The 20,279-nt window shown below is 71.4% G+C and carries 13 protein-coding genes; 12 read left to right on the top strand and 1 reads right to left on the bottom strand.

Features of this window, described 5'->3' with window-relative positions:
* The first annotated feature begins 90 nt into the window (after positions 1-90).
* From KV381_RS03390 to KV381_RS03375, 4 genes are all read left to right on the top strand, one after another.
* Positions 91-714, top strand: a complete 624-nt coding sequence (locus KV381_RS03390) for a type VII secretion system-associated protein (RefSeq protein WP_030081461.1) — start codon at positions 91-93, stop codon at positions 712-714.
* Positions 711-1,850, top strand: a complete 1,140-nt coding sequence (locus tag KV381_RS03385) for an RICIN domain-containing protein (protein ID WP_218784448.1) — start codon at positions 711-713, stop codon at positions 1,848-1,850. The genes KV381_RS03390 and KV381_RS03385 overlap by 4 nt, the downstream gene beginning before the upstream one ends.
* Before the next feature lie 99 nt (positions 1,851-1,949).
* Positions 1,950-5,261 (top strand): right-handed parallel beta-helix repeat-containing protein, encoded by a 3,312-nt coding sequence (locus tag KV381_RS03380; protein WP_030624427.1) that lies wholly within the window; start codon positions 1,950-1,952, stop codon positions 5,259-5,261.
* Complete coding sequence (locus tag KV381_RS03375; RefSeq protein ID WP_086777450.1) at positions 5,258-6,520, top strand: S8 family serine peptidase; 1,263 nt, start codon at positions 5,258-5,260, stop codon at positions 6,518-6,520. Before KV381_RS03380 ends, KV381_RS03375 begins: the two co-directional genes overlap by 4 nt.
* Positions 6,521-6,570: 50 nt before the next feature.
* On the opposite strand, the gene eccCa is transcribed toward KV381_RS03375, so the two are convergent.
* Positions 6,571-10,560: a type VII secretion protein EccCa gene (gene eccCa, locus KV381_RS03370; protein ID WP_218784446.1), complete on the bottom strand. Its 3,990-nt coding sequence runs from the start codon at positions 10,558-10,560 to the stop codon at positions 6,571-6,573.
* A gap of 399 nt (positions 10,561-10,959) precedes the next feature.
* Between eccCa and eccD the strand changes: the two genes are divergently transcribed.
* From eccD to KV381_RS03330, 8 genes are all read left to right on the top strand, one after another.
* Positions 10,960-12,366, top strand: a complete 1,407-nt coding sequence (eccD, locus tag KV381_RS03365) for a type VII secretion integral membrane protein EccD (RefSeq protein WP_218784445.1) — start codon at positions 10,960-10,962, stop codon at positions 12,364-12,366.
* Between the two features lie 56 nt (positions 12,367-12,422).
* A complete protein-coding gene (gene eccB, locus KV381_RS03360; protein ID WP_218784443.1) occupies positions 12,423-14,024 on the top strand; it encodes a type VII secretion protein EccB in 1,602 nt (533 codons plus the stop codon).
* A 378-nt stretch (positions 14,025-14,402) separates the two neighbouring features.
* Positions 14,403-14,738 (top strand): hypothetical protein, encoded by a 336-nt coding sequence (locus KV381_RS03355; RefSeq protein ID WP_030081476.1) that lies wholly within the window; start codon positions 14,403-14,405, stop codon positions 14,736-14,738.
* An 88-nt stretch (positions 14,739-14,826) separates the two neighbouring features.
* The gene (locus KV381_RS03350) at positions 14,827-15,135 is read left to right on the top strand and encodes a WXG100 family type VII secretion target (RefSeq protein WP_030081478.1); all 309 of its coding nucleotides are present in this window, start codon (positions 14,827-14,829) and stop codon (positions 15,133-15,135) included.
* A gap of 105 nt (positions 15,136-15,240) precedes the next feature.
* Complete coding sequence (locus KV381_RS03345) at positions 15,241-15,714, top strand: type VII secretion system-associated protein (RefSeq protein WP_030081480.1); 474 nt, start codon at positions 15,241-15,243, stop codon at positions 15,712-15,714.
* A 48-nt stretch (positions 15,715-15,762) separates the two neighbouring features.
* Complete coding sequence (locus KV381_RS03340; protein ID WP_218784442.1) at positions 15,763-19,341, top strand: AAWKG family protein; 3,579 nt, start codon at positions 15,763-15,765, stop codon at positions 19,339-19,341.
* Between the two features lie 108 nt (positions 19,342-19,449).
* Positions 19,450-19,905, top strand: a complete 456-nt coding sequence (locus tag KV381_RS03335; RefSeq protein ID WP_030081484.1) for a YbaB/EbfC family nucleoid-associated protein — start codon at positions 19,450-19,452, stop codon at positions 19,903-19,905.
* Positions 19,906-19,907: 2 nt separating this feature from the next.
* Positions 19,908-20,276, top strand: coding sequence for a hypothetical protein (locus tag KV381_RS03330; protein ID WP_030081486.1), 369 nt, complete (start codon positions 19,908-19,910; stop codon positions 20,274-20,276).
* Positions 20,277-20,279: the final 3 nt, after the last annotated feature.

Genomic DNA, 20,279 nt, shown 5'->3' with positions numbered 1-20,279 from the left:
GCCCGCCGCCGGACCCCGTGAGCGGAGCGCGTATGACATCCTGTTGAGGCCGTTCGGCACTCAAAGATTCGTACGGAGCCAAGAGTTCAGGTGGATGCCTCCCTCGTGCCGGAAGCCGTGAAGGACGCCGCACGTCGTGCGCCGGGCCACTGGGTCGGAATCGTCGATCCGGAGTGGTCGCGAGCGCGGACGCCGCCGGAATGGGCGGTGCTGGGAGAGTGGCGGTCGGACGAGAACGGAGACGTCGGCGAATACCGCGCCAACCCCGCGTACCGTCCCTCGGCCCGCGTCCTCGGCTGGCCGGAGCCCACCGATCCGGTGGACGCGGCAGCTCAGCGGGCCGCCACCGGGTACGGCACGGCGGACGAGGCGCTGGCCGCGCTCGCGGAGGCGGACGTCAGCGTCGTCCGCGGTCCGGACGGTGGGCCGCTCATGGCCGCAGGGCGGGACGGGGCGCCGGTGGTGCTCCTGTTCACCTCGCTCACCCATGCGTTCATGTCCGCGGCACTTCACCATGACACCGTGTCCGTCAGGGAGCTGGCCGGGTCGCTGGCCGGCACCGGCGCTCTGCTGATGGTCAACTCCGGTGCCGCGGCCCCGCTGCTCTTCCCCGCCGACAGCCTTCCCGACGCCGAGAACTCCGGCCCGGTGACCGCGGCCGCAGGCGTCGCCCCGACCGAATCCCGGCCCCACACCACAGGGAGGACCCCGTGACGCGTTCATCGTCCCAGCAGGCCCCCGCCTCCGCTCCCGCACAGGCGAAGACCGAAGCCGCGGCGGCCGAGTCCGCCGATGCGGCGAAAACCCCGAAGACGGGTGAGGGCGAGGGCGGCGAAAAGGGAGCGCGCCCCGAGGCGCAGGTAGCCGAAGTCCGTTCTCCCGCGCCGCAGGTGGCACCGGACCAGGCCTCGGCCGCCACCGCTCCCGAATCCGAGGCCGACCCCGAGGCCTCCGCCGCCGCCCAGAGCCGGCTCCCCGCCCTCGTACGGACCATGACCGCCACCGCCATCGGGCAGCCCCAGCAGGAGGCCGGTCCCGTGGGACGGCCGGGCAAGGCCGCGCTCGCGGGGGCGGCGGTCGTGGGGGCGCTGCTCGTGTCGGTGCCCTTCCTCGTGCTCGCCGGGAACAACGACGACGGGCCCGAGCGGACGAAGACCGCAGGAGCCGGGACCGTCCTCGACGGGAGCGGACCGGAGGCGCCCGGGGAGTTCGCCGTCACCGCGCCCGAGACCAGCGCTCCCACCGAGGACGGGAAGGGGGAGAAGGACGGGGCGAAGTCGGAGAAGGCCGGCAATCCCGTGCCGGCCATCCCTCCGGTGGACGCCGGCAAGGAAGAGGCGAAGAAGGGCGACGCCGCCAAGGATTCGTCGAAGAAGGACGATGCGTCCGAGGAGAAGCCCAAGGCGGACGGCGGCGGTGGCAAGAACCAGCCCGCCAAGGCTCAGCCGGCCGTCACGTTCAGCGGACCCGTCTCCTTCCGCAGCCACCTTTCCGGCCGCTGCCTCGACGTCCCCGGTCACAACTTCAACGACGGCCAGCCGCTGTTCATGTGGGACTGCAACGGCGCCGACGCCCAGAAGTGGCGCTTCGGCTCCGACGGCACCATCCGGGCCAGGGACAAGTGCCTGGACGTCGCCAACGCGAACTTCAACAACGGAACCCGCATCCAGCTCGCCTGGTGCAACGGCGCCGACGCCCAGAAGTTCACCCTGAACGGTGCCCACGACCTGGTCAACACCGCGGTCGGCAAGTGCGTCGACATCCCGAACCACAGCAAGGGCCGGGGCCCGGAGACCTACCTGATCCTGTGGGAGTGCACGGGGCTCGACAACCAGAAGTGGAGCACCTGACCCGGAGGCGCGGAGCGAGACATGATGGGAACGCCGAACCGCGTCTTCGGCGAAGAGGGGCGTCCGGAGAGGACGCCGCCGTAGCAAGGAGGTTGGTGCGTGTCGCGCCAGGTACTGACGGTCGGCCCCGCGGACCGCTTTTCGACGATCGGTGAGGCGCTCGCCGCCGCCCGTACCGGTGCGCTCATCAGCGTCCGGCCCGGAACGTACGCGGAGAACCTGGTGATCCACACCCGGGTCACCCTCACCGCCGCCGAGGGGCGGGGCACGGTGGAGATCCGGCCGCGTTCGGGCAGCGTCATCGCGCTGCGCGCCGACGCCGTGATGCTCTCCGAACTCACCCTGCGCGGCGGTGATGCCGAGCTGCCCGCCGTCGATGTCCGGCGCGGCCAGGCCGCGTTCGACGGCTGCGAGATCATCGGCGCGGCCTGGACCGCGATGCTGGCCGGCGGGACCGGCTCGCTCGCGCTGCGGGAGTGCCGGGTCAGCAACCCGCAGGGCGCCGGGATCGTGGTCACCTCCACCACCCCCACCACCGTCGAGTCCTGCACGCTCGAACACCTCGGCACCAGTGGAATCGTCCTCGCCGAACAGGGCGAGGCCCGTGTCCGCGACTGCACTGTGCGGGGTGCCCGGGGCAACGGGTTGCTGGCCAACGGCGAGACCCGGGGCACCGTCGAGGACTGCGACATCTCCTCCACCGACAAGCCCTCGATCGCTCTGGAGGAGAACTCCGCCCTCTCGGTCGTCCGCACCGTCGTGCACGACACCAGCACCGGCGTTCACCTGAGCACCACGGGCCGCACCACCTTGGAAGACGTCCGCGTCACCGGCGCCTCCGGCAACGGAATCGTCCTCGCGGCGGGCACCGATCCGGTACTGCGCCGCTGCCGTGTGTCGCGCGCACGGGGGCACGGCCTGTTCGTCACCGACCGGGCGCGCGGCACCTTCGAGGACTGCTGGGTGGACGGGGCGCAGGGCGCCGCACTGCGGGTCGCCGGGGCCTCCTCCCCGGCGCTGACCGGTCTGACCGTCCGCGACTGCGAGGGGGCCGGACTGCTCCTCGAGGAGGACGCGGCGCCCGAGCTGGACCGCCTGGAGGTCATCGGCTCCTCGCCCGCCGTCGCTCTGCAGGGCGGTGCCAACCCGCTGCTGCGCCGGGCCCGGCTGGTCGAGCCCGCCGGTGACGGCATCGCGGCCACCAAGGACGCCCGGGGCCGCGTCGAGGACTGTGAGATCGTCCGGCCCCAGGGCGCCGGGGTACGGGTCGCCTCCGGCTCCACCCTCTACCTGGCCGGCGGCGGGGTTTCCGACACCGTCACCAGCGGCCTGATCGTGGAGGACGGCGGCAACGTCACCGTCCGCGACTTCCGGGTCGAGGTCTCCGATGAGGAGGGTGTGGTCGTCGCCGCGGGCGGTGAACTGACCGCCAACCGCACCACCGTGCACGCCCCCAAGGGCCACGGCTTCCTGATCCGTGAGGGCGCGCTCGCCTCGCTCAGCGGCTGCGAGGCCAACGGGGGCGCCCAGGACGGCTTCCGGGTGGAGTCCACCGCGCCCGTCTCACTCGTCAACTGCACCGCCCGGGAGAACGAGGGCGGCGGCCTGGTGCAGACCACCCCCGGCGAACGGCTCGCCGTGGACGGTCTCAACAGCGTCGGCAACGGCAAGCGCGACGCCTGGGGCAGTGGCAGCGCCGAGAACACCGACCCGGCCGGGTCCGGCGCCGCCGACGCGCCTCCGCCGGACCGTGCGGACGGCCCGCTCGGGGCCCTCAACGCGCTGATCGGCCTGGAGAACGTCAAGCAACAGGTGCGCACCCTGGTCAACCTCACTCAGCTCGCCCAGCGCCGCGAACAACTCGGCATGCCCGCACCGCCGATGAGCCGCCACCTCATCTTCGCCGGTCCCCCCGGCACCGGTAAGACCACCGTCGCCCGCCTCTACGGGGCGATCCTGGCCGAGCTGGGTTCGCTGCGCAGCGGCCACCTGGTCGAGGTCTCCCGCGCCGACCTGGTCGCCCAGGTGGTCGGCGGCACCGCGATCAAGACCTCCGAGACCTTCCAACGGGCCCTCGGAGGAGTCCTGTTCATCGACGAGGCGTACACGCTCACCGCCGACAGCGGCAACGGCGGCGCCGACTTCGGCCGCGAGGCGGTGGACACCCTGCTGAAGCTCATGGAGGACCACCGCGACGATGTGGTCGTGGTCGCGGCCGGCTACTCCCGGGAGATGGAGTCCTTCCTCAGCTCCAACCCGGGCCTGGCGTCCAGGTTCTCGCGGACGGTCGAGTTCGAGAACTACGCGGTGGACGACCTGGTCGCCATCATGGAGAGCATGTGCGCCCAGCACCAGTACGAGCTGGGGGAGGGGACGGCCCAGGCGCTCGCCGCCCACTTCGGGGCCATGGACCGGGATGCCGGATTCGGCAACGGCCGTGCCGCGCGCGGGGTGTTCGAGGAGATGGTGGACCGGCAGGCGATCCGGCTCTCCACCCAGACCCAGGTCAGCGAGCACGATCTGAGGCTGCTGCTGCCCGAGGACGTCTCCGCCACCGCCGCCGCGTCGGCCGCCGAGACCGCAGCACCGGCCGACGACCCGCTCACCCGCCTCGGCGACATGATCGGCCTGGCCGAGGTGAAGCGCGAGGTGGCCGACCTGGTCAACCTCATCACCACCGCCCGGCACCGCGCCGCCGCCGGGCTGCCGGTCCCCTCGCTCAGCAACCACCTGGTCTTCACCGGCCCGCCCGGTACCGGCAAGACCACCGTCGCCCGCCTCTACGGCGAGGTGCTGACGCAGCTCGGCGTCCTGGAACGCGGCCAGTTGGTCGAGGCGGCCCGCGCCGACCTCGTCGGCCGCTACATAGGCCACACCGCCCAGTTGACCCGGGAGGTCTTCGAACGGGCCCGTGGCGGTGTGCTGTTCATCGACGAGGCGTACACCCTCACCCCGCGCGGCGGCGGCGCCGACTTCGGCCAGGAGGCGGTGGACACCCTGCTGAAGCTGATGGAGGACCACCGCGACGAGGTCGTCGTCATCGTCGCCGGCTACACCGACGAGATGGAGCGCTTCCTCGCCTCCAACCCCGGTCTCTCCTCCCGCTTCCCCCGCCGGATCGCCTTCGCCGACTACTCCTCCGAGGAACTGGTCACCATCGTGCGCGCCCAGGCCACGGCCATGGGATACGAGTGCGGGCCCGGCACCGGACCCCTGCTCAAGGAGTACTTCGACGCGGTGCCCCGCGACCGCTCCTTCGGCAACGCCCGCCTGGCCCGCCAGGTCGTCGAATCGATGGTCACCCGCCAGGCGGGCAGGCTCAGTTCGCTGGCCGCGCCCACCCTGGACGACCTGCGCATCCTCCTCCCGGCAGACGTCACCGCCGCAGCCCCGAAGGTGGTGCCCCAGTGACGCCGCCCGCCCGCAGGACGACCCGCCTGCTGTACGGGGCCTCGCTCGCCGCCGCCCTGGTGGTGCCCGCGGCCCTGCCCGCGCACGCCGTGCCCCCGTCCCGTACACCGATGGCTCTCCCGGCCGCCGACGGGGCCAAGGGCCAGGAGCTGCCCGGCATGCCCACCGCGCTCGACGCGCGGGCCGAAGCCGTCGCCTGCACCCCCGCCTCGAAGGAGCGGGCGAAGAAGCAGGACTGGTCGCGTCAGCGCCTCGACCTCGACCGGCTGCACCAGCACACCATCGGGGCGGGCGTGACCGTCGCGCTCATCTCCACCGGCGTCGACCCCGAAGCCGAAGGACTCGACGGCCGCGTCACCGCCGAGGGCGAGGCCGCCGATGACTGCGTCGGACAGGGGACGTTCCTGGCCGGGCTGATCGCCGGGACCGGCGGCTCCACCCCGGGCCTGGCCGGAGTCGCCCCGGGGGCGAAGGTCCTCGCGCTGCGCGGCACCGACCGGCGCGGACAAGCGGACCCCGCGCTCGTCACGGCGGCCGTACGCGCCGCGACCACCGCCGAGGCCGACGTGATCGCGGTCGCGGTGGCTCTCCCGCGCAAGGACGCCGCGCTCACCCGGGCGGTCGCCGAGGCTCGCAAGGCCGGGGCCGTGGTGGTCGCGGCGGCCACCCCGGAGCCGCCGACGCGCGGATCGGCCGACGAGATCCCCTCCCGTACCTACTGGCCCGCCGGCGAACCCGGCGTCCTCGCGGTCGCGGACATGCTGCCCGTCGGCGCGCGGCCGGACGGCGCGCTGCCCACCGAGGGCGTCGATCTGGCCGCCCCGGGTGCCGGGGTCGTTTCCGGCGGGCCGCGGGGGAAGGGCCACTACCTCGGCGCCGGTGTGGCGGTGGCCACCGCGTACGCGGCCGGGGCCGCCGCCGCCGTCCGCGCCACCCACCCCGAGGAGTCGGCCGGCGCCGTGATCCGCCGGCTGACCGCCACCGCGTACCCGGCCGATACCCCCCAGTTGGACGCGTACGCCGCCGTGACCACGATTCTCGACGACTCGGCCGCTCCCGTCGCCGGTGCGGAGCGAGCCGCGGACCCGGTGACGGTACGCGACACCTCCGACACCGACCGCGCCACCGGCCGGGCGGTTCTCTTCGTCCTCCTGGGGGCGTCGGGGGTCGGCTCCCTGCTCTGGGCCGGTTTCGCCTTCACCCGGGCCCGTGCCCGGGGCTGGCGCCCGGCGGGGGCGGGCACCGCGGACCGGAGCTGAACGCGAAGGGGCCCCTCCGGCCGGAGGGGCCCTTCGCGTTCAGCCCGGCTCTAGTCCACCAGGGCCGTCTGTACGAGCCGCGGCTTGCGGCGCTGGATGTGCAGGGCCCGGCCCGGCGGCAGGTTCAGCGGCTTCGCGTTGCCGAAGAGGCGGCCCTCCGTGGGCGGGCAGGAGAGCAGAACCGCCGGGTTGTTCGCTTCGTCCAGGCGGCGGATCAGCCCGTCGCTCAGACCGCGCCCCGCGCCCATGGCGCTGCGGGCGACGACCAGGTGAAGGCCCATCTCGTAGCCGAGTGTCAGATGCTCGAAGACCGGCTCGAAGGGGCTCTGGAAGGAGTTGCCCGACACCATGTCGTAGTCGTCGACCAGGATGAACAGACGCGGGCCCGTCCACCAGTCGCAGTTGCGCATCCGCGCCGGTGAGATGTCGGCCCCGGGCACCCGGGTCTTCAGCGCGCGGGCCGCGCCCTCGATGGTCTCGTTGAGGTTGTCCAGCGAGATGACGTGCCCGATGCGGTACTCCTCGGGGATGGCGTCGACCAGGGTGCGGCGGTAGTCCACCGCGATGATCTTCGCCTCCTCGGGGGTGTACCGGGTGGTGATGCCCTTCGTGACGAGGCGCAGCAGGTTGGTCTTGCCGCTCTCGGTGTCGCCGACCGCGATCAGGTGCGGGGTCCGGCTGAAGTCGTGCCAGACCGGCTCCAGGGCGTCCTGGTCGAGGCCGAGCGCGAGGCGCATGCCGCCGCCCTCGGTGGCCTCGGGCGCCGGGAGTTCGGAGACCGGGAGGCGGTGCGGGAGCATCCGGACCTGCGGGGCGGAGGGGCCGGACCAGTGCCGGGAGATCTCTCCGACCAGGTGGGCGACACCCTCGCCGAGATCCTCCAGGGAACCGCTGCCGTCCAGCCGGGGCAGGCCGGCGAGGAAGTGCATCTTGCTGTCCGCGGTGATGCCCCGGCCACCGGTGCGCGGCACCGAGCGGGCCTTGCGGGTGTCGATCTCGGAGTCCATCGGGTCACCCATCCGCAGCTCCAGGCGGGTGGCGGCCTGGTCGCGGACCTGCGCGGACAACTCCACCCAGCGGGTGGTGGTGATGATCAGGTGGATGCCGTAGTTGAGTCCCCGGGCGGCGAGTTCGTTGAACTTCGGGATCAGATCGTCGTAGTCCTGGCGGACCGTGGACCAGCCGTCGACCACCATGAACACATCGCCGTAAGGCTCGTCGGGGAACTCCCCGGCGGCGCGGCGCCGCCGGTAGGACTGCATGGAGTCCAGCGTGTGGTCCACGAAGAACTGCTCACGCCGGGCCAGGAGTGCCATCACCTCGGCCACCGTCCGGTGCACCCGGTCCGGGTTGAGCCGAGCGGCGACCCCGCCGACGTGCGGGAGCGCGGCGAGCTGGGAGAGCCCGCCGCCACCGAAGTCCAGGCAGTAGAACTGCACTTCGGCCGGGGTGTGGGTGAGCGCGAGCGCGGCGATGAGCGTCCGGGCGACCGTGGACTTGCCGCTCTGCGAACCACCCGCGACGGCGACATGGCCGCCCGCCCCGGCGAGGTCCACGATCAGCGGGTCGCGCCGCTGCTCGAACGGCTTGTCCACCAGGCCGACCGGAACCCGCAGCTTCCCGGTGCCCGGCCACCGCCCGGCGATGAGGCCCCGCTCCTTGTCCGCCGCGATCCCCGGCAGCAGCGCGTCCAACGGCGACGGCTCGTCCAGCGGCGGCAGCCACACCTGGTGGGCGTCCGGCCCGGAGCCACGGAGCCGGTCCAGCGCCACCTCCAGCAGCGCCTCCTCGTCCTCCTCGCTCGACGGCTCCGGCTCGGGCGCGGCCTCCAGGGTGCGCGGCACCACCCAGCCGCTGGTCCACGGCACCACCTGGCTCGCCACCCGGGCCTGCACGACGGCCCCCGTACGGCGTCGGTACGTCCCCGAGGAGTACGCGGCGCGGAACCGGGTCAGCGCCTCCACCCCGGACTTCAGATAGCCGCTGCCGGGCGCGGCCGGCAGCTCGTAGGCGTCCGGCACCCCGAGCACACCACGGCTCTCCATCGCGGAGAACGTCCGCAGGCCTATGCGGTACGAGAGGTGGCTCTCCAACTGGTGCATGCGCCCCTCGTCCAGCCGCTGCGAGGCGAGCAGCAGATGCACGCCCAGCGAGCGGCCCAGACGGCCGATCATCACGAACAGCTCCATGAACTCCCGGTGCGTGGAGAGAAGTTCGCTGAACTCGTCGACCACCACGAAGAGGCTGGGCAGCGGCGCGAGATCGGCTCCGGCGGCGCGGGCCCGCTCGTACTCCAGCGCCGATGTGTAGTTGCCCGCCGAGCGAAGGAGCTCCTGGCGGCGGATGAGTTCGCCGTGCAGGGCGTCCTGCATGCGTTCCACCAGGGCGACTTCGTCGGCCAGGTTGGTGATCACGGCGGAGGTGTGCGGGAGTTCCTCCAGGCCGAGGAAGGTGGCGCCGCCCTTGAAGTCGACCAGCACGAAGTTGAGCGTCTCGGAGGAGTTGGTCAGCGCGAGGCCGAGGACGAGGGTGCGCAGCAGCTCGCTCTTGCCGGATCCGGTGGCGCCGATGAGCATGCCGTGCGGGCCCATGCCGCCCTGCGCGGACTCCTTGATGTCGAGCTCGACCGGGCGGCCGTCCACGCCGACCGCGATCGGCACCCGGAGCCGGCCGGAGCCGGAGTGCCGGGCGAACAGGGTCTGCGGGTCGTGCCGGTGCAGGTCGGGGATGCCGAGCAGGGTGGTCAGCTCGACGTCGGTGTCCAGCGGCTGCGCGATGTCGGTGCCGAGGCTCATCCGGCGCGGGGTGAGCAGCCGGGCCAGCGCCTCCGCGCCGAGCGGGCCGAGCCGGTCGGGGCGGCCGAGCGGCACCGTGCGCTCCTTGCGGCTGCGGTCGGTGCGCACCAGGTTGACCTGGTCGGGCCCCACGGTGAGGCGCAGCGTGTTGCGGCCGGGCCGCCAGCGCAGCGCCCCGGAGACGTCGAGTATGAGGGCGTTGCGGTAGCCGTGGCCCTCCCAGCGGTGGCCCTCCGGGACGCTGACGCCGTCCAGGACGACGACGGTGTACGGCTCGTCACGGCCGGGGCGGGCGTCCGGATCGAAACCGGGGCGCTCGGCGAACTCGGCGCCGAGCAGGTCGTCCAGCTCGGCGAGGTCGGCGGTGATCCGGCGGGCCTGCCCGGCGCCGTCCTCCTCGTGCGGATCCAGCACGTGCGGCAGCCACTTGACCCACTCCCAGTCGGCCCGCCGCTCGTCGCTGACACAGAACGCGATCCACAGTTCCTCGGGTGCGTGGAACACCGCCAGCTGCCCGAGCATCGCCCGCACCAGCGCCCGTACGGCGTCGTGCTCCGGGGTCTCCCTGTCGGGGGCCTCTCCCTCCGGACGCAGCAGGATCCGGGCGGAGGAACGCAGGTAGAGGCCCAGCGGCTGCTCGGGAATGGTGGAGTAGGCCCGGATGAAGCGGCGGAGCGCGTGCGCGCAGAGAGGTTCGAGATCCTCGACCGGGCGGGTGGAGACGGGGTTCAGCGTGAGCGCGAGCTGCTGTTCACCCACCGCGAGCCGGACTTCGCCGAAGTCCTCGTCGGCCGGGCGGCGCTCCCACAGCCGGGAGGTGCGGGCCAGCGAGCGGAGCGAGGCCGGCTCCGGGTGGCGCCAGGCCAGCGCCCGCTGCTGCTCCGCGATGGTGGTGCGCACCCGCTTGCGGGTCTGGGCCAAGTAGCGCAGGTAGTCGCGGCGTTCGCCCTTCAGCCGTTGCTTGCGCTCGCTGGAGCGGCGCATGAGCTGACCCAGCAGCATGGCGCCGGCGGAGAGCGCCATGACCCCCATGGCCAGGTACATGAAGACGCCGTTCCCGCCACCGGGGCGCAGGAACATCAGCATCATCGACACCGACATCAGCGCCATCGGCAGGTAGGTCCACACCGCCGAGGTGTCGGGCACCGTCTCGGCGAGGACCGGCGGCTCCTGGAGGGTCAACTGCCCCTCGGGCATCTCCGGCCCGCGCCTGCGGGCCGGGCGGCGAAACAGCACGACACTCAAGGAAAAGAACCTCCGGTTCACTGACTTTCCGGCTCCGCCGAATACCGGCGCATCCGGGGGAGGAAAGGGCCGCACTCGACGGATTCCCCGGGCGCGGGTGCCACGATGAACGCCGGGTGAATGTTTCGAGTTGACAGCGGGGGCAGTCAACTTCCGTGTCGGCCGCCCATTTGCCGGATTCCTCACCCCGGCCCGCCGCACGGCCGGTGGCCGCAGGCAGTAGTCTGCATTCACGGAACGCGCCCTGTCCACGCGGGAGTGGCGGTCACCGGGTGTGCGGGCACATTTTCTCTGCCCGGCCCCCTCGCTCACAGCCACGCGGACTTATCCGTACTCTTCGCACATTCCCGCTCCCGGGGAAGCCTGTCAAAGCCCGCACCGAAGACGAGAGTTCTGCTGATGACCGACAGTGCGGTGGCCGAATCGTGCCGCCTGACCGTACGTGCGCCGAGCGTCACCATCGATCTGGCCGTACCCGCCGACGTGCCGGTCGCCGATCTGCTCCCCACGCTCCTGCGCTACGTCGGCGAGGAGGCCGAGGAGGCCGGCCTCGACCACGCCGGCTGGGTGCTCCAGCGGCTCGGCGACGCCCCGCTCGACGAGGAGACCACCCTGGCCCAGGCCGGTCTCGCCGACGGCGCCGTGCTGCATCTGCGCCCGCACACCGAGGCCCTGCCCGAGGCGCGGTTGGACGACCTGGTCGACGGGATCGCCGAGACGGTGGGCCGCCGACTGCACACCTGGCACGCGGGTGCGGCGCGAGGCCTGCTGGTGGGCACCGCGGTGGCCACCGTGGTGGCCGCGCTGGTGCTGGTGTTCTGGCCCGGAGTCGCCCGCTCCACCGGTATTCGGGCTGCCTGCGCGGCCGTGGCCGGGGTGCTGCTTCTGGCCGGTGCCGGCTCCGCCAGCCGCGCGGTCGGCGACCGGCTCTCCGCCACCGCCCTCGGCCTGCTGGTCGCCCCGTGCTTCGCCCTGGTCGGCTGGGTGCTGCCCGGCGGCGACCTGACCGGCCCGGACGCGGCGCAGGTCGCGGGCGCACGGCTGCTCGCGGCGGGCGCGGCCGCGGCGGGCGGCGCGGTCCTCGCGCTCGCGGCGACCGCCGTCGGCGCACCCGCTCTGCTGGCCACCGCCGTGGTCGCGGTCGCCGCCGCCCTCTCCGGTGCGCTGATGGGCTACACCGGTCTGGACGTGCCCGCAGCCGTGGCGCTGGTGGCGACGGTGGTCGCTCTCGCCGCCGGTGCGGTCGCACCCTTCGCCTTCAAACTGGCCGGGATGCGGATGCCGTCGCTCCCCTCCTCCGCCGGACAGCTCCAGGAAGGCATCGACCCGTACGCGGGCGACGAGGTCGCCGAGCGCACCGAACTCGCCGGGCGCTGGGTCACCGCGCTCTTCGCGGCCACCGGCGCCGTCGCCGCCGCCGCCCTGGCCGTCCTCGCCCACACCCCCGACCTGCCCGAGACGCTCACCGGGCTCGCCCTGTCCCTGCTGCTGCTCCTGCACTCCCGGGGGCTTGTCCACATCGGCCAGCGGCTCACGCTGGCGGTTCCGGGGATCCTGGGGTTGCTCCTCTTCGCCCGCGCCTGGGCGGTGGACAGTGACGCCGACGGCCGCGTGGTCGTCTTCGCGGTGCTGCTCGCCGCCGCGGCCGCGCTGGTGACCGCGTCCTGGATCGTGCCCGGCCGCCGGGTCCTGCCGTACTGGGGCCGGGCGGCCGAGCTGGCCCACACCGGGCTCGCGGTCGCGCTGCTGCCGTTCTCCCTGTGGGTGGCGGGTCTCTTCGGCTGGCTGCGCGGCCTGTTCGGCTGAGCAACCCCGTACGCCGTTCCATCGCCGGTCCATCGAAAAAGAGTTGAGGAGAGGCTGTGCAGTCCAAGCGCGACCAGGTGCAGGCCCACGGTTTCATGATGGGCAGGCTCAGCTCGGGCCTGCTGACGGCCGACCCGGACGCCCCGGAAAGCCCGTTGGGCCGGACGACGCGTGGTGTGGTCTTCGGTCTCCTGGTGACGGTCCTGATCGGCGCCGGAGCCACCGTCTACGGACTCCTGCGGCCCGGTGGCAACGAGACCTGGCGCAAGGGCGAGAACCTGGTGGTCAACCGTGAGACAGGTGCCCGCTACCTGTGGACCGGCACCGACGGTGTGCTCCACCCGGTGCGCAACTACGCCTCGGCCCGGCTGATCGGAGGCCCGCAGCTGAAGGCCGTGGACGTCTCCACGGCCTCGCTGCGGGACGTCCCCGTCGGGTCCCCGGCCGGTATCCCCGGTGCCCCCGACACCCTGCCCGGCCCCGGACAACTCGACTCCGGAGCCTGGAACATGTGCGTCACCGGCCCGTCCGGAGCGTTGCCCAGCACCACCGGCGGTGTCACGGGCACCGGTGTCGACGAGCCCGGAGCCACCACGCTGGTCGCCGGAGCGCCGCTGGAGACCCAGGACGTCGGAGCCGACCGGGGAGTGCTCGTACGCGGGCCCGACCGCAGCGAGTATCTGGTGTGGCGGGGCAGCCGACTGCCCCTGGACCGCGCCTCCGACGCCCGCAACGCCCTCGGCTACGGCTCCGAACAGGCCATGCCGGTCTCGGCCGCCTTCCTCGACGCCCTGGCCCCCGGCCCGGCCCTGAAGCCGCCGGAGGTTCCGGGCCGCGGGGGGAAGGGGCCGGCGATCGGCGGAGAGCCGAGCCGGATCGGTCAGCTCTTCGAGGTGAGCGTGGTCGGCGGTGGCTCCACGTACCACCTGCTGCGCAAGGACGGCCTCGTGCCGCTCTCCGGGCTTCAGGCCGCCCTGGTGCTGGGCGACCCGGCCACGCAGAAGGAGGCCTACCAAGGGCGCTCGCCCGAGGCCCGAAAGGTCGGCGCGGACGTGCTGCGCACGCACCGGGCGAAGGAGACGGCCGGTGGCGCGAACGCCGCAGAGCTGCCGAGTACCCCCCCGCTGCCCCGGTCCACGCCCCGTGGCAGCGCGCTCTGCGCCCAGGTGGACGGCGGCAGCGGCGGCGCCCGGATCAGGTCGGTGCTGGTCCCGCTCACCGGGCTCACCCCCGTGGCGTTCTCGCGGGGAGCCGCCCAGCCGCTTGCCGACGCCTGCGCCCGTACGGACGCCACGGTGGTACGTCCCGGGCGCGGCGCCCTGGTGAGGGCCCTGCACGCCAGTGGCGCGGCGCACGCGGGGACGACCTACCTGGTGGCGGAGAACGGCGTGAAGTACCGCGTCCCGGCCAAGGAAGCCCTGGGGGCGCTCGGCTACGGGGAGGACGACATCGGCTCGGTCCCGGCACCGCTGCTCGCGGCCCTGCCGACCGGTGCGGACCTGGACCCCGCTGCCGCTTCGGGCATCGCGGAGCCCAGGATCACGGCCCCCGAGTGCGCTGCCGACAAGGACGGGGCCGCGAGCAGGAAGGGCACGGCGGTCGAGGACGGCGCACCGGGTGCGATGGAGGCCGCCGGAGCAGCCGATTCTCGGCCATGATTCCGGCGAACACCCCAAACGACCGCAAGTGTGAAGAAGAGCGTGCGCGGCGTCGGCCATAAAGGGAGCCGGGTCGGGGAGATTTGGTGAGGGGTGTGAGCGGTCAACCTCAAACAAAGCTCAGAAAATGGGCTGCCCCGGTGACCGTTCGGATTTCTTCGACGCCCGTTTCCTGTCCGTTTCCCGTTCGCGGGCGGTCCGGCGCCGACGCCTGTTCATTTCCCGGAAACATGCGGCAACTGCCGTGCCCCGGCGGGTAATCCGATACCCAAACCTATGCTCAAATCTTCCTTACATGCGTTGCGTCGGACGGTGAGTTCTCCATAGCCTCGGCGGACAACGGTGTGACGAGAGTTACCTCGACGAAGGGAGCGTGACATGGCGGACAGTGGCCAGAGGAGGGCCGATTATGCCAAGGGCTTGGGAGGTGTCTCCTCACTGGAGTCGGCCCGTGCCTCGGTGGAGAAGACTCAGAACAACGTCGCCGAGATCGCCGCGCGTTCGGGCGTGGGCGGTGACGAGGGCCAGGCCCTGCTGAAGCTCTTCCGCAGCTGGAACGGCGAGGCCCAGAAGGTCGTCGTCCAGATCAGCAAGATGATCGACGCGCTCCAGGAGAACGTGACGTCGGCCAACCGGCTGGCGAAGGAGAACCAGGACCTCACCGAGGTGCTCAACAGCAAGACCAGCCAAGGCGTCTTCGAAGCGCTGCGCTGACCCCCTCGCGTGACCGGCCCCCTCCGTGGCGGCCGGACCCCGTGAGCAGCTCCGGGCCCGCGCGCCCGGCCACCCGAGAGGAGATGTCATGGCCGACGGCATCATCGATGTGCAGTACTCCACGGTCCGCAACGCGATCGAGGAGCTGAAGCAGCAGACCCAGCAGATCATCACCACCCTCAACAACCTGGAGGACGAGCTGAAGCCGCTCGTCACCTCCTGGGAGGGTGACGACCAGGCGATGTACCGCGGCGTGCAGGCCGAGTGGGACCAGGCGACCAAGAACATGGCCCTGCTCCTCGGCGACAGCGGCGAACTGGTCCAGAGCATCCACGACAACCACTCCCGGGACGAGCGTCGCAGCGCCGACAACTGGGGCAGTGTGCGGGCCCGTTAGCCCACCGCCCGGGGCCCGCCCTGCCGCGCGCAGGAGGGCGGGCCCCGGCTTCCCGCAGCCCCGTTGCAGTCATCCCGTCCGGGCCCGATCGCAGGAGGACGTCCCATGGCCGGTGAGCACGCCGACGTCAAGCATTTCGACCTCAAGCAGATGGAGAACTTCCGCGACAACGAGGTGCACCCGGTCTACACCAAGGCCAAGAAGCACAAGGAGGACGGAGAGGGTGAGGGCGACAGCCGTATCCGCCCGCTCAGCGAGCTGATCGGCGGCTACACCACGGCCGACAACCTCGACCAGGAATCACAGCTGCTGCGCCTCGGGCTGATCAACCGGGAGAAGCTGATCTCCGGTCCGACGCTGGTGGAGAGCGTGAAGTCCGTCGCGACCTCCCTCGACAAGCTGCTCGGTGACCAGATGGAGCTCTTCAAGGAGCTCAAGGAAGCCCTCACCGAGACCATCGAAGAGGCCAACAAGACCAAGAACAAGAACCTGGACGCGATCGACGCACAGACGCTGCTCCAGACCTTCGAGGAGGTCGACACGCTCACGAGCGGCTCCTCGGGCACGGAAGAGAAGTAGCCGCCCCGAGCACCGGGGTGGACGGCGAAGGACGAGAGAGGGCGCGCGGTGGCCGACCGGTACGACGAATCATCCGTCGAGAACGTCGACAAGTACGAGAACACGGATGCGGCGTCCAGCGACAACTGGGCCGACCTTGTCACGCACATCACCGGCTATCCCGTGCCCAAGCGCAGCGAGATCTTCGACACGCTCCGCTCCGACCACGGCGGCAAGCTCTTCCGGATGGACATCAAGGAGCGCAGCCTCGGCCTTCTCCTCAAGGACTCCGGCTTCATGCTGGATCCGAAGAACCAGGACTACGACATCTGGTTCTTCGACAGCGGTAAGAAGCGTTCCGTCATGCAGGCCCGGATCGTCTTCGAGGGCCGCGTGAAGTCCGGTGACGAGACCGTCTTCGCCGGCACCGACTCCACCGACGTCAACAACGTGTCCGTACGCGAGGGCAACGAGTTCACGGACTACAACAAGGACAAGTTCAGCACCATCCCGCTGGCCCGGTACATGAACGGTCCCCGTGCGGCGCTGATGGCTCTGCTGAAAGGCAACAGCGGCGACGGCCGCTTCAGTGGCCTGGTCGCCAAGGAGTCCGACGTCGTCGACCTGAGCTCCTTCACCAAGGCCGGCTACTCCTTCGACTACGCGGCCAAGTTCTTCAAGGACCATGCGCCGCTGCTGAAGGACTGGGAGGACCGGTTCGGCAGGGACGACGCGAGCTGGAAGGGCGAGGCCGCGGAGGTCTTCCGCAGCCTCATCAAGAAGATCCGCGAGAACTACGACAGTTACGTGGAGACCTTCAACGAGACGGCGGGCAGCGGGGACGCCACCGGCACCGGCAGCACGGTCTACTCCCGCGCGCTCTCCCTCGGCCGCTCCCACCTGGAGCAGGCCGCCCGGGACCTGCTGAACAACTGGCTGACCTGGGCCCAGTCCGACTACTACGACCCGCACCGGGTGCTGCGTTACGTCCTGGACGACCTGGCCAAGTGGGTGGACGCGGAGAACGTGGCCAGGACCGAGATCAAGTCGTACACCACCCGCTACTCCACCACCGTCAGCCACAGCCCGAAGGAGGGGTTCACCCAGGTGCACCCCGACTACGGGGACCTCACCGACATCGCGAACTGGGCGAAGGTCGGCGACAAGGCGGTGGACATCTGGAGCCGGGCCGTGGACGACCTGCTCGTGAAACCCGCCCGCGAGGTGCAGTCGAGGCTCAACAACCAGTTCCTGACGCTCTCCAAGGACTTCTCCGAGAACGTACCCGAGCCCAAGTCGACCGGCACCGCGAGCGAGGAGTACGAGAAGAAGAAGCTGGAGGAGGAGAAGGAGAAGATCAACGAGGAGAACGAGGAGAACCGCCGCTACCAGGACGAGCTCCGCGAGGAGCAGCGCAAGCAGCGGGAAGAGGACAAGAAGTATCAGGACGAGCTGCGCGAGGAGCAGAACAAGCAGCGCGAGGAGGACAAGAAGCTTCAGGACGAGCTGCGTGAGGAGCAGCGCCTCCAGCGCGAGGAGGACAAGAAGCTCCAGGACGAGCTGCGCGAGGAGCAGAACAAGCAGCGCGAGGAGGACAAGAAGTACCAGGACGAGCTCCGTGAGGAGCAGCGTCGGGAGCAGGAGGAGGCCAAGCGGGAGGCCGAGGAACAGGCCAAGCAGATGGAGGAGAGCCTCGGCAACATCAACGGGCCCGGCGGTGGCGGTGGCGAGGGCCTCGGCGACCTCGACGATCTGCTCAACCTCAAGCAGGACATCCCGGTGACGGAGAGCACGGGCAACCTCGACGGCATCAACAGCCCCGGCCCCGGCGGATCGAACACGCCCAGCCTCGACGACGTGACCAACGCGGTCTCGGAGAACCTCGGCAATCTCGGCGACGTGAACAACCCGGGTGACGTGAACACCGCCGGCGGCGGCCCGCTCCCCGTGGGCCAGAACCTCGGCAACTTCGGCCAGCTCAACGGCGGCCCCGGCACGCGGAACCCCAACGACGCGGCCAACCAGGCGATCACCGAGAACCTGGGCAGCCTGGGCGACCTCAACAACGGGTCGGGCGGCTCCCTCGACACCCCGACCGGCGGTCGGACCCAGCTCGACGGCAACCAGCTCACCACGGGCTTCCCGGACGGCAGCAGCACCTCCTTCGATCCGGACAGCGGACTGCTCACCACCACCCACCCGGACGGCAGCGTCACCACGCAGGATCTGGGCGACGGAACCCGGGTGACCAATCCCGACGGTTCGGTCACCTCTCTCGGTGACGACGGCAAGCTGACGACGACGTTCCCCGACGGTACGAAGCAGGAGATCGACCCGGCGACCGGTCAGGTCACCTCCACCGCCCCGGACGGCAGTGTGACCACGGAGAACCTCGGCAGCCTCGAAGGTCTGAACAACCGCAACGGCATCGGTGACCTGGGCGACCTGGGGAACATCAACGCCGACCTGCCGACCGAGTCGCCCGGTGACCTCGGTGACCTCGGTGATCGCGAGACCGTCAACGACTTGGGCGACCTCGGGAACCTGAACGCCGACGACGCGGGCCTGGAGTCCCCGACCGGCAGTCTCACCGGGCTGGAGAACGGTGACTTCGCCACCACCTTCCCGGACGGCGGCAAGGCCGTCTTCGACCCGGACACGGGACAGCTCACCAGCATCGCTCCGGACGGCTCGAAGGTCACCACCGACCTGACCCACGGGGCCGAGGTGACCAACCCGGACGGTTCCGTCTCCTCGCTGGACAACGGCCGGTTCCTCAACTCCTTCCCGGACGGCTCCAGTCACTCCATCGACCCGGACACCGGGATCGCCACCGTCACCGACCCGCAGGGCAGGACGGAGACAGTCGCCCTGGACGAGCTCAACTCGGCCGGTGGAAACAGCGGTGGCAACGACAGCAGGCCGGACTTCCTGGACGACCTGCGGGACCTCGGCCAGAACCGTGATCTCGGCAACCTCGGAGATCTCAACGGGAACCAGGACCTGGACGGCCTGAACGGGAACCGGGACCTCGATCTCGACGGGCTCAAGGACCTCGCCAACGGCAGTAGCGGCAGCGGTGGGGGCGGTGGAGGCGACGGGACCAGCACCCGGGACGTCTCCCTCTCGGAGCTGGGGCTGAGCGCCCAGGCCGGAGCGGGCGGCCCCGGCGGTGGCCTCTCCGGTGCGAACCTTCCGTCCGCGGAGACCCTCGGCCAGGTCGCTCCGCTCTCCGACAGCGCGGCGAACAACGCGACGACCCCGGGCGCCGGCTCCGGCGGCGGTCCGGGAGCCCCCGGCGCCCCGGGCACGCCGGGCACCCCCGGTATGCCGATGGGCGGCGGTATGGGCGGGATGGGCGCGGGCGGCGGCGAGAAGGGCAACGGCGAGCGTGTGCGCGCCGTCCTGGTCGACGCGGCGGAGGAGAGCGAACGCCGCAACCGCCGCAGGCGCAGCCCGTGGAACCGCCAGGAGGACAGCGACACCTTCCTGGCCCCCGCGCAACGGGTCTCGACCACCGGCGGCAACTCCCCGGAGGAGGAGGGGGAGCAGGAGCGCAGGCCCGCCACGGCCGCCGACTACCTGGAGGAGGACGTGGATGTGTGGGGCACGGAGGAGGGCGGCACTCCGGCTGTCATCGGCCGGTGACAGCCGTGGGGGCGGCAGAGGCGGGGCCGGAGTACGCGGCCGCCGAGGTGAACGTACGGTCATGTGTACGGATGTCGATATGATCATGAAGGTAGGAGGGGTGCGCGCATGACGGAACCGCTGGAGAAGCGCCTGGAAAAGGCCATGGCCGAACTGCACGCCGCCCAGGAGGCGGTGGCGCGTACCGAGCGCGAACTACGGTCGGCCTCGTTCTCCGTGCTCTCCTCCGACCGGGCGGTCCGGGCCACCGCGGGCCCGCAGGGCGAACTGACCGGAATCGAGTTCCTGGAGAACAAGTACCGCGACATGTCGCCGCAGGAACTGGCCGCCAGTGTCCTGGAAGCGGCCGGCGCGGCTCGGCTGAAGATGAACCGGCACGTGATGAAGGCGATGGCCCCCTTCGCCGAGCCGAGCAGCGACCTGCCGGAGCTGAAGGGCTTCGAACTGGACTGGGAGAGGATCTTCGGCCCCGAGGTTCTGCGTGAGGACGACGAGGACACCTCACGAGGCGGTCCGGCGACCCCGGCTTGGCGGGATGCCATCGGCGACGAGGGAGAGGACTGACGATGGGACAGCGCTACTACGTCGACCCGCACCGCATCGAGGCTCTGGCGCGACAGCTGGAGGAGATCGGCACGCTCACCCGGAGCATGACCGAGGAGTTCCTCGACGAGCTGGCGCCCACGGTCAGTTGGCCCGGCACCAACAGCGAGTTCTCGGAGAAGGCCAAGCCGCAGGAGCAGAAGGAGCGGCAGACCACCAAGGACACCATGCTGTCCATCCGTGACGCGCTGGTGGGCATCACCGACGCCACGGTCAGCAACGTCCGGATGATGAAGGACACCCGCGACCGCAACATCGACGAGATCGAGCACGGCAACAGCCGCCTCGAAGCGGACGGATTCGACGGCCCGGGCGGGCATGGCCGCCGCTGACCC

The sequence above is a fragment of the Streptomyces sp. WY228 genome, from assembly GCF_019287315.1.
GTDB classification, from domain to species: Bacteria; Actinomycetota; Actinomycetes; order Streptomycetales; family Streptomycetaceae; genus Streptomyces; species Streptomyces caviscabies.
This window is presented reverse-complemented; position numbering and strand designations above follow the sequence as displayed.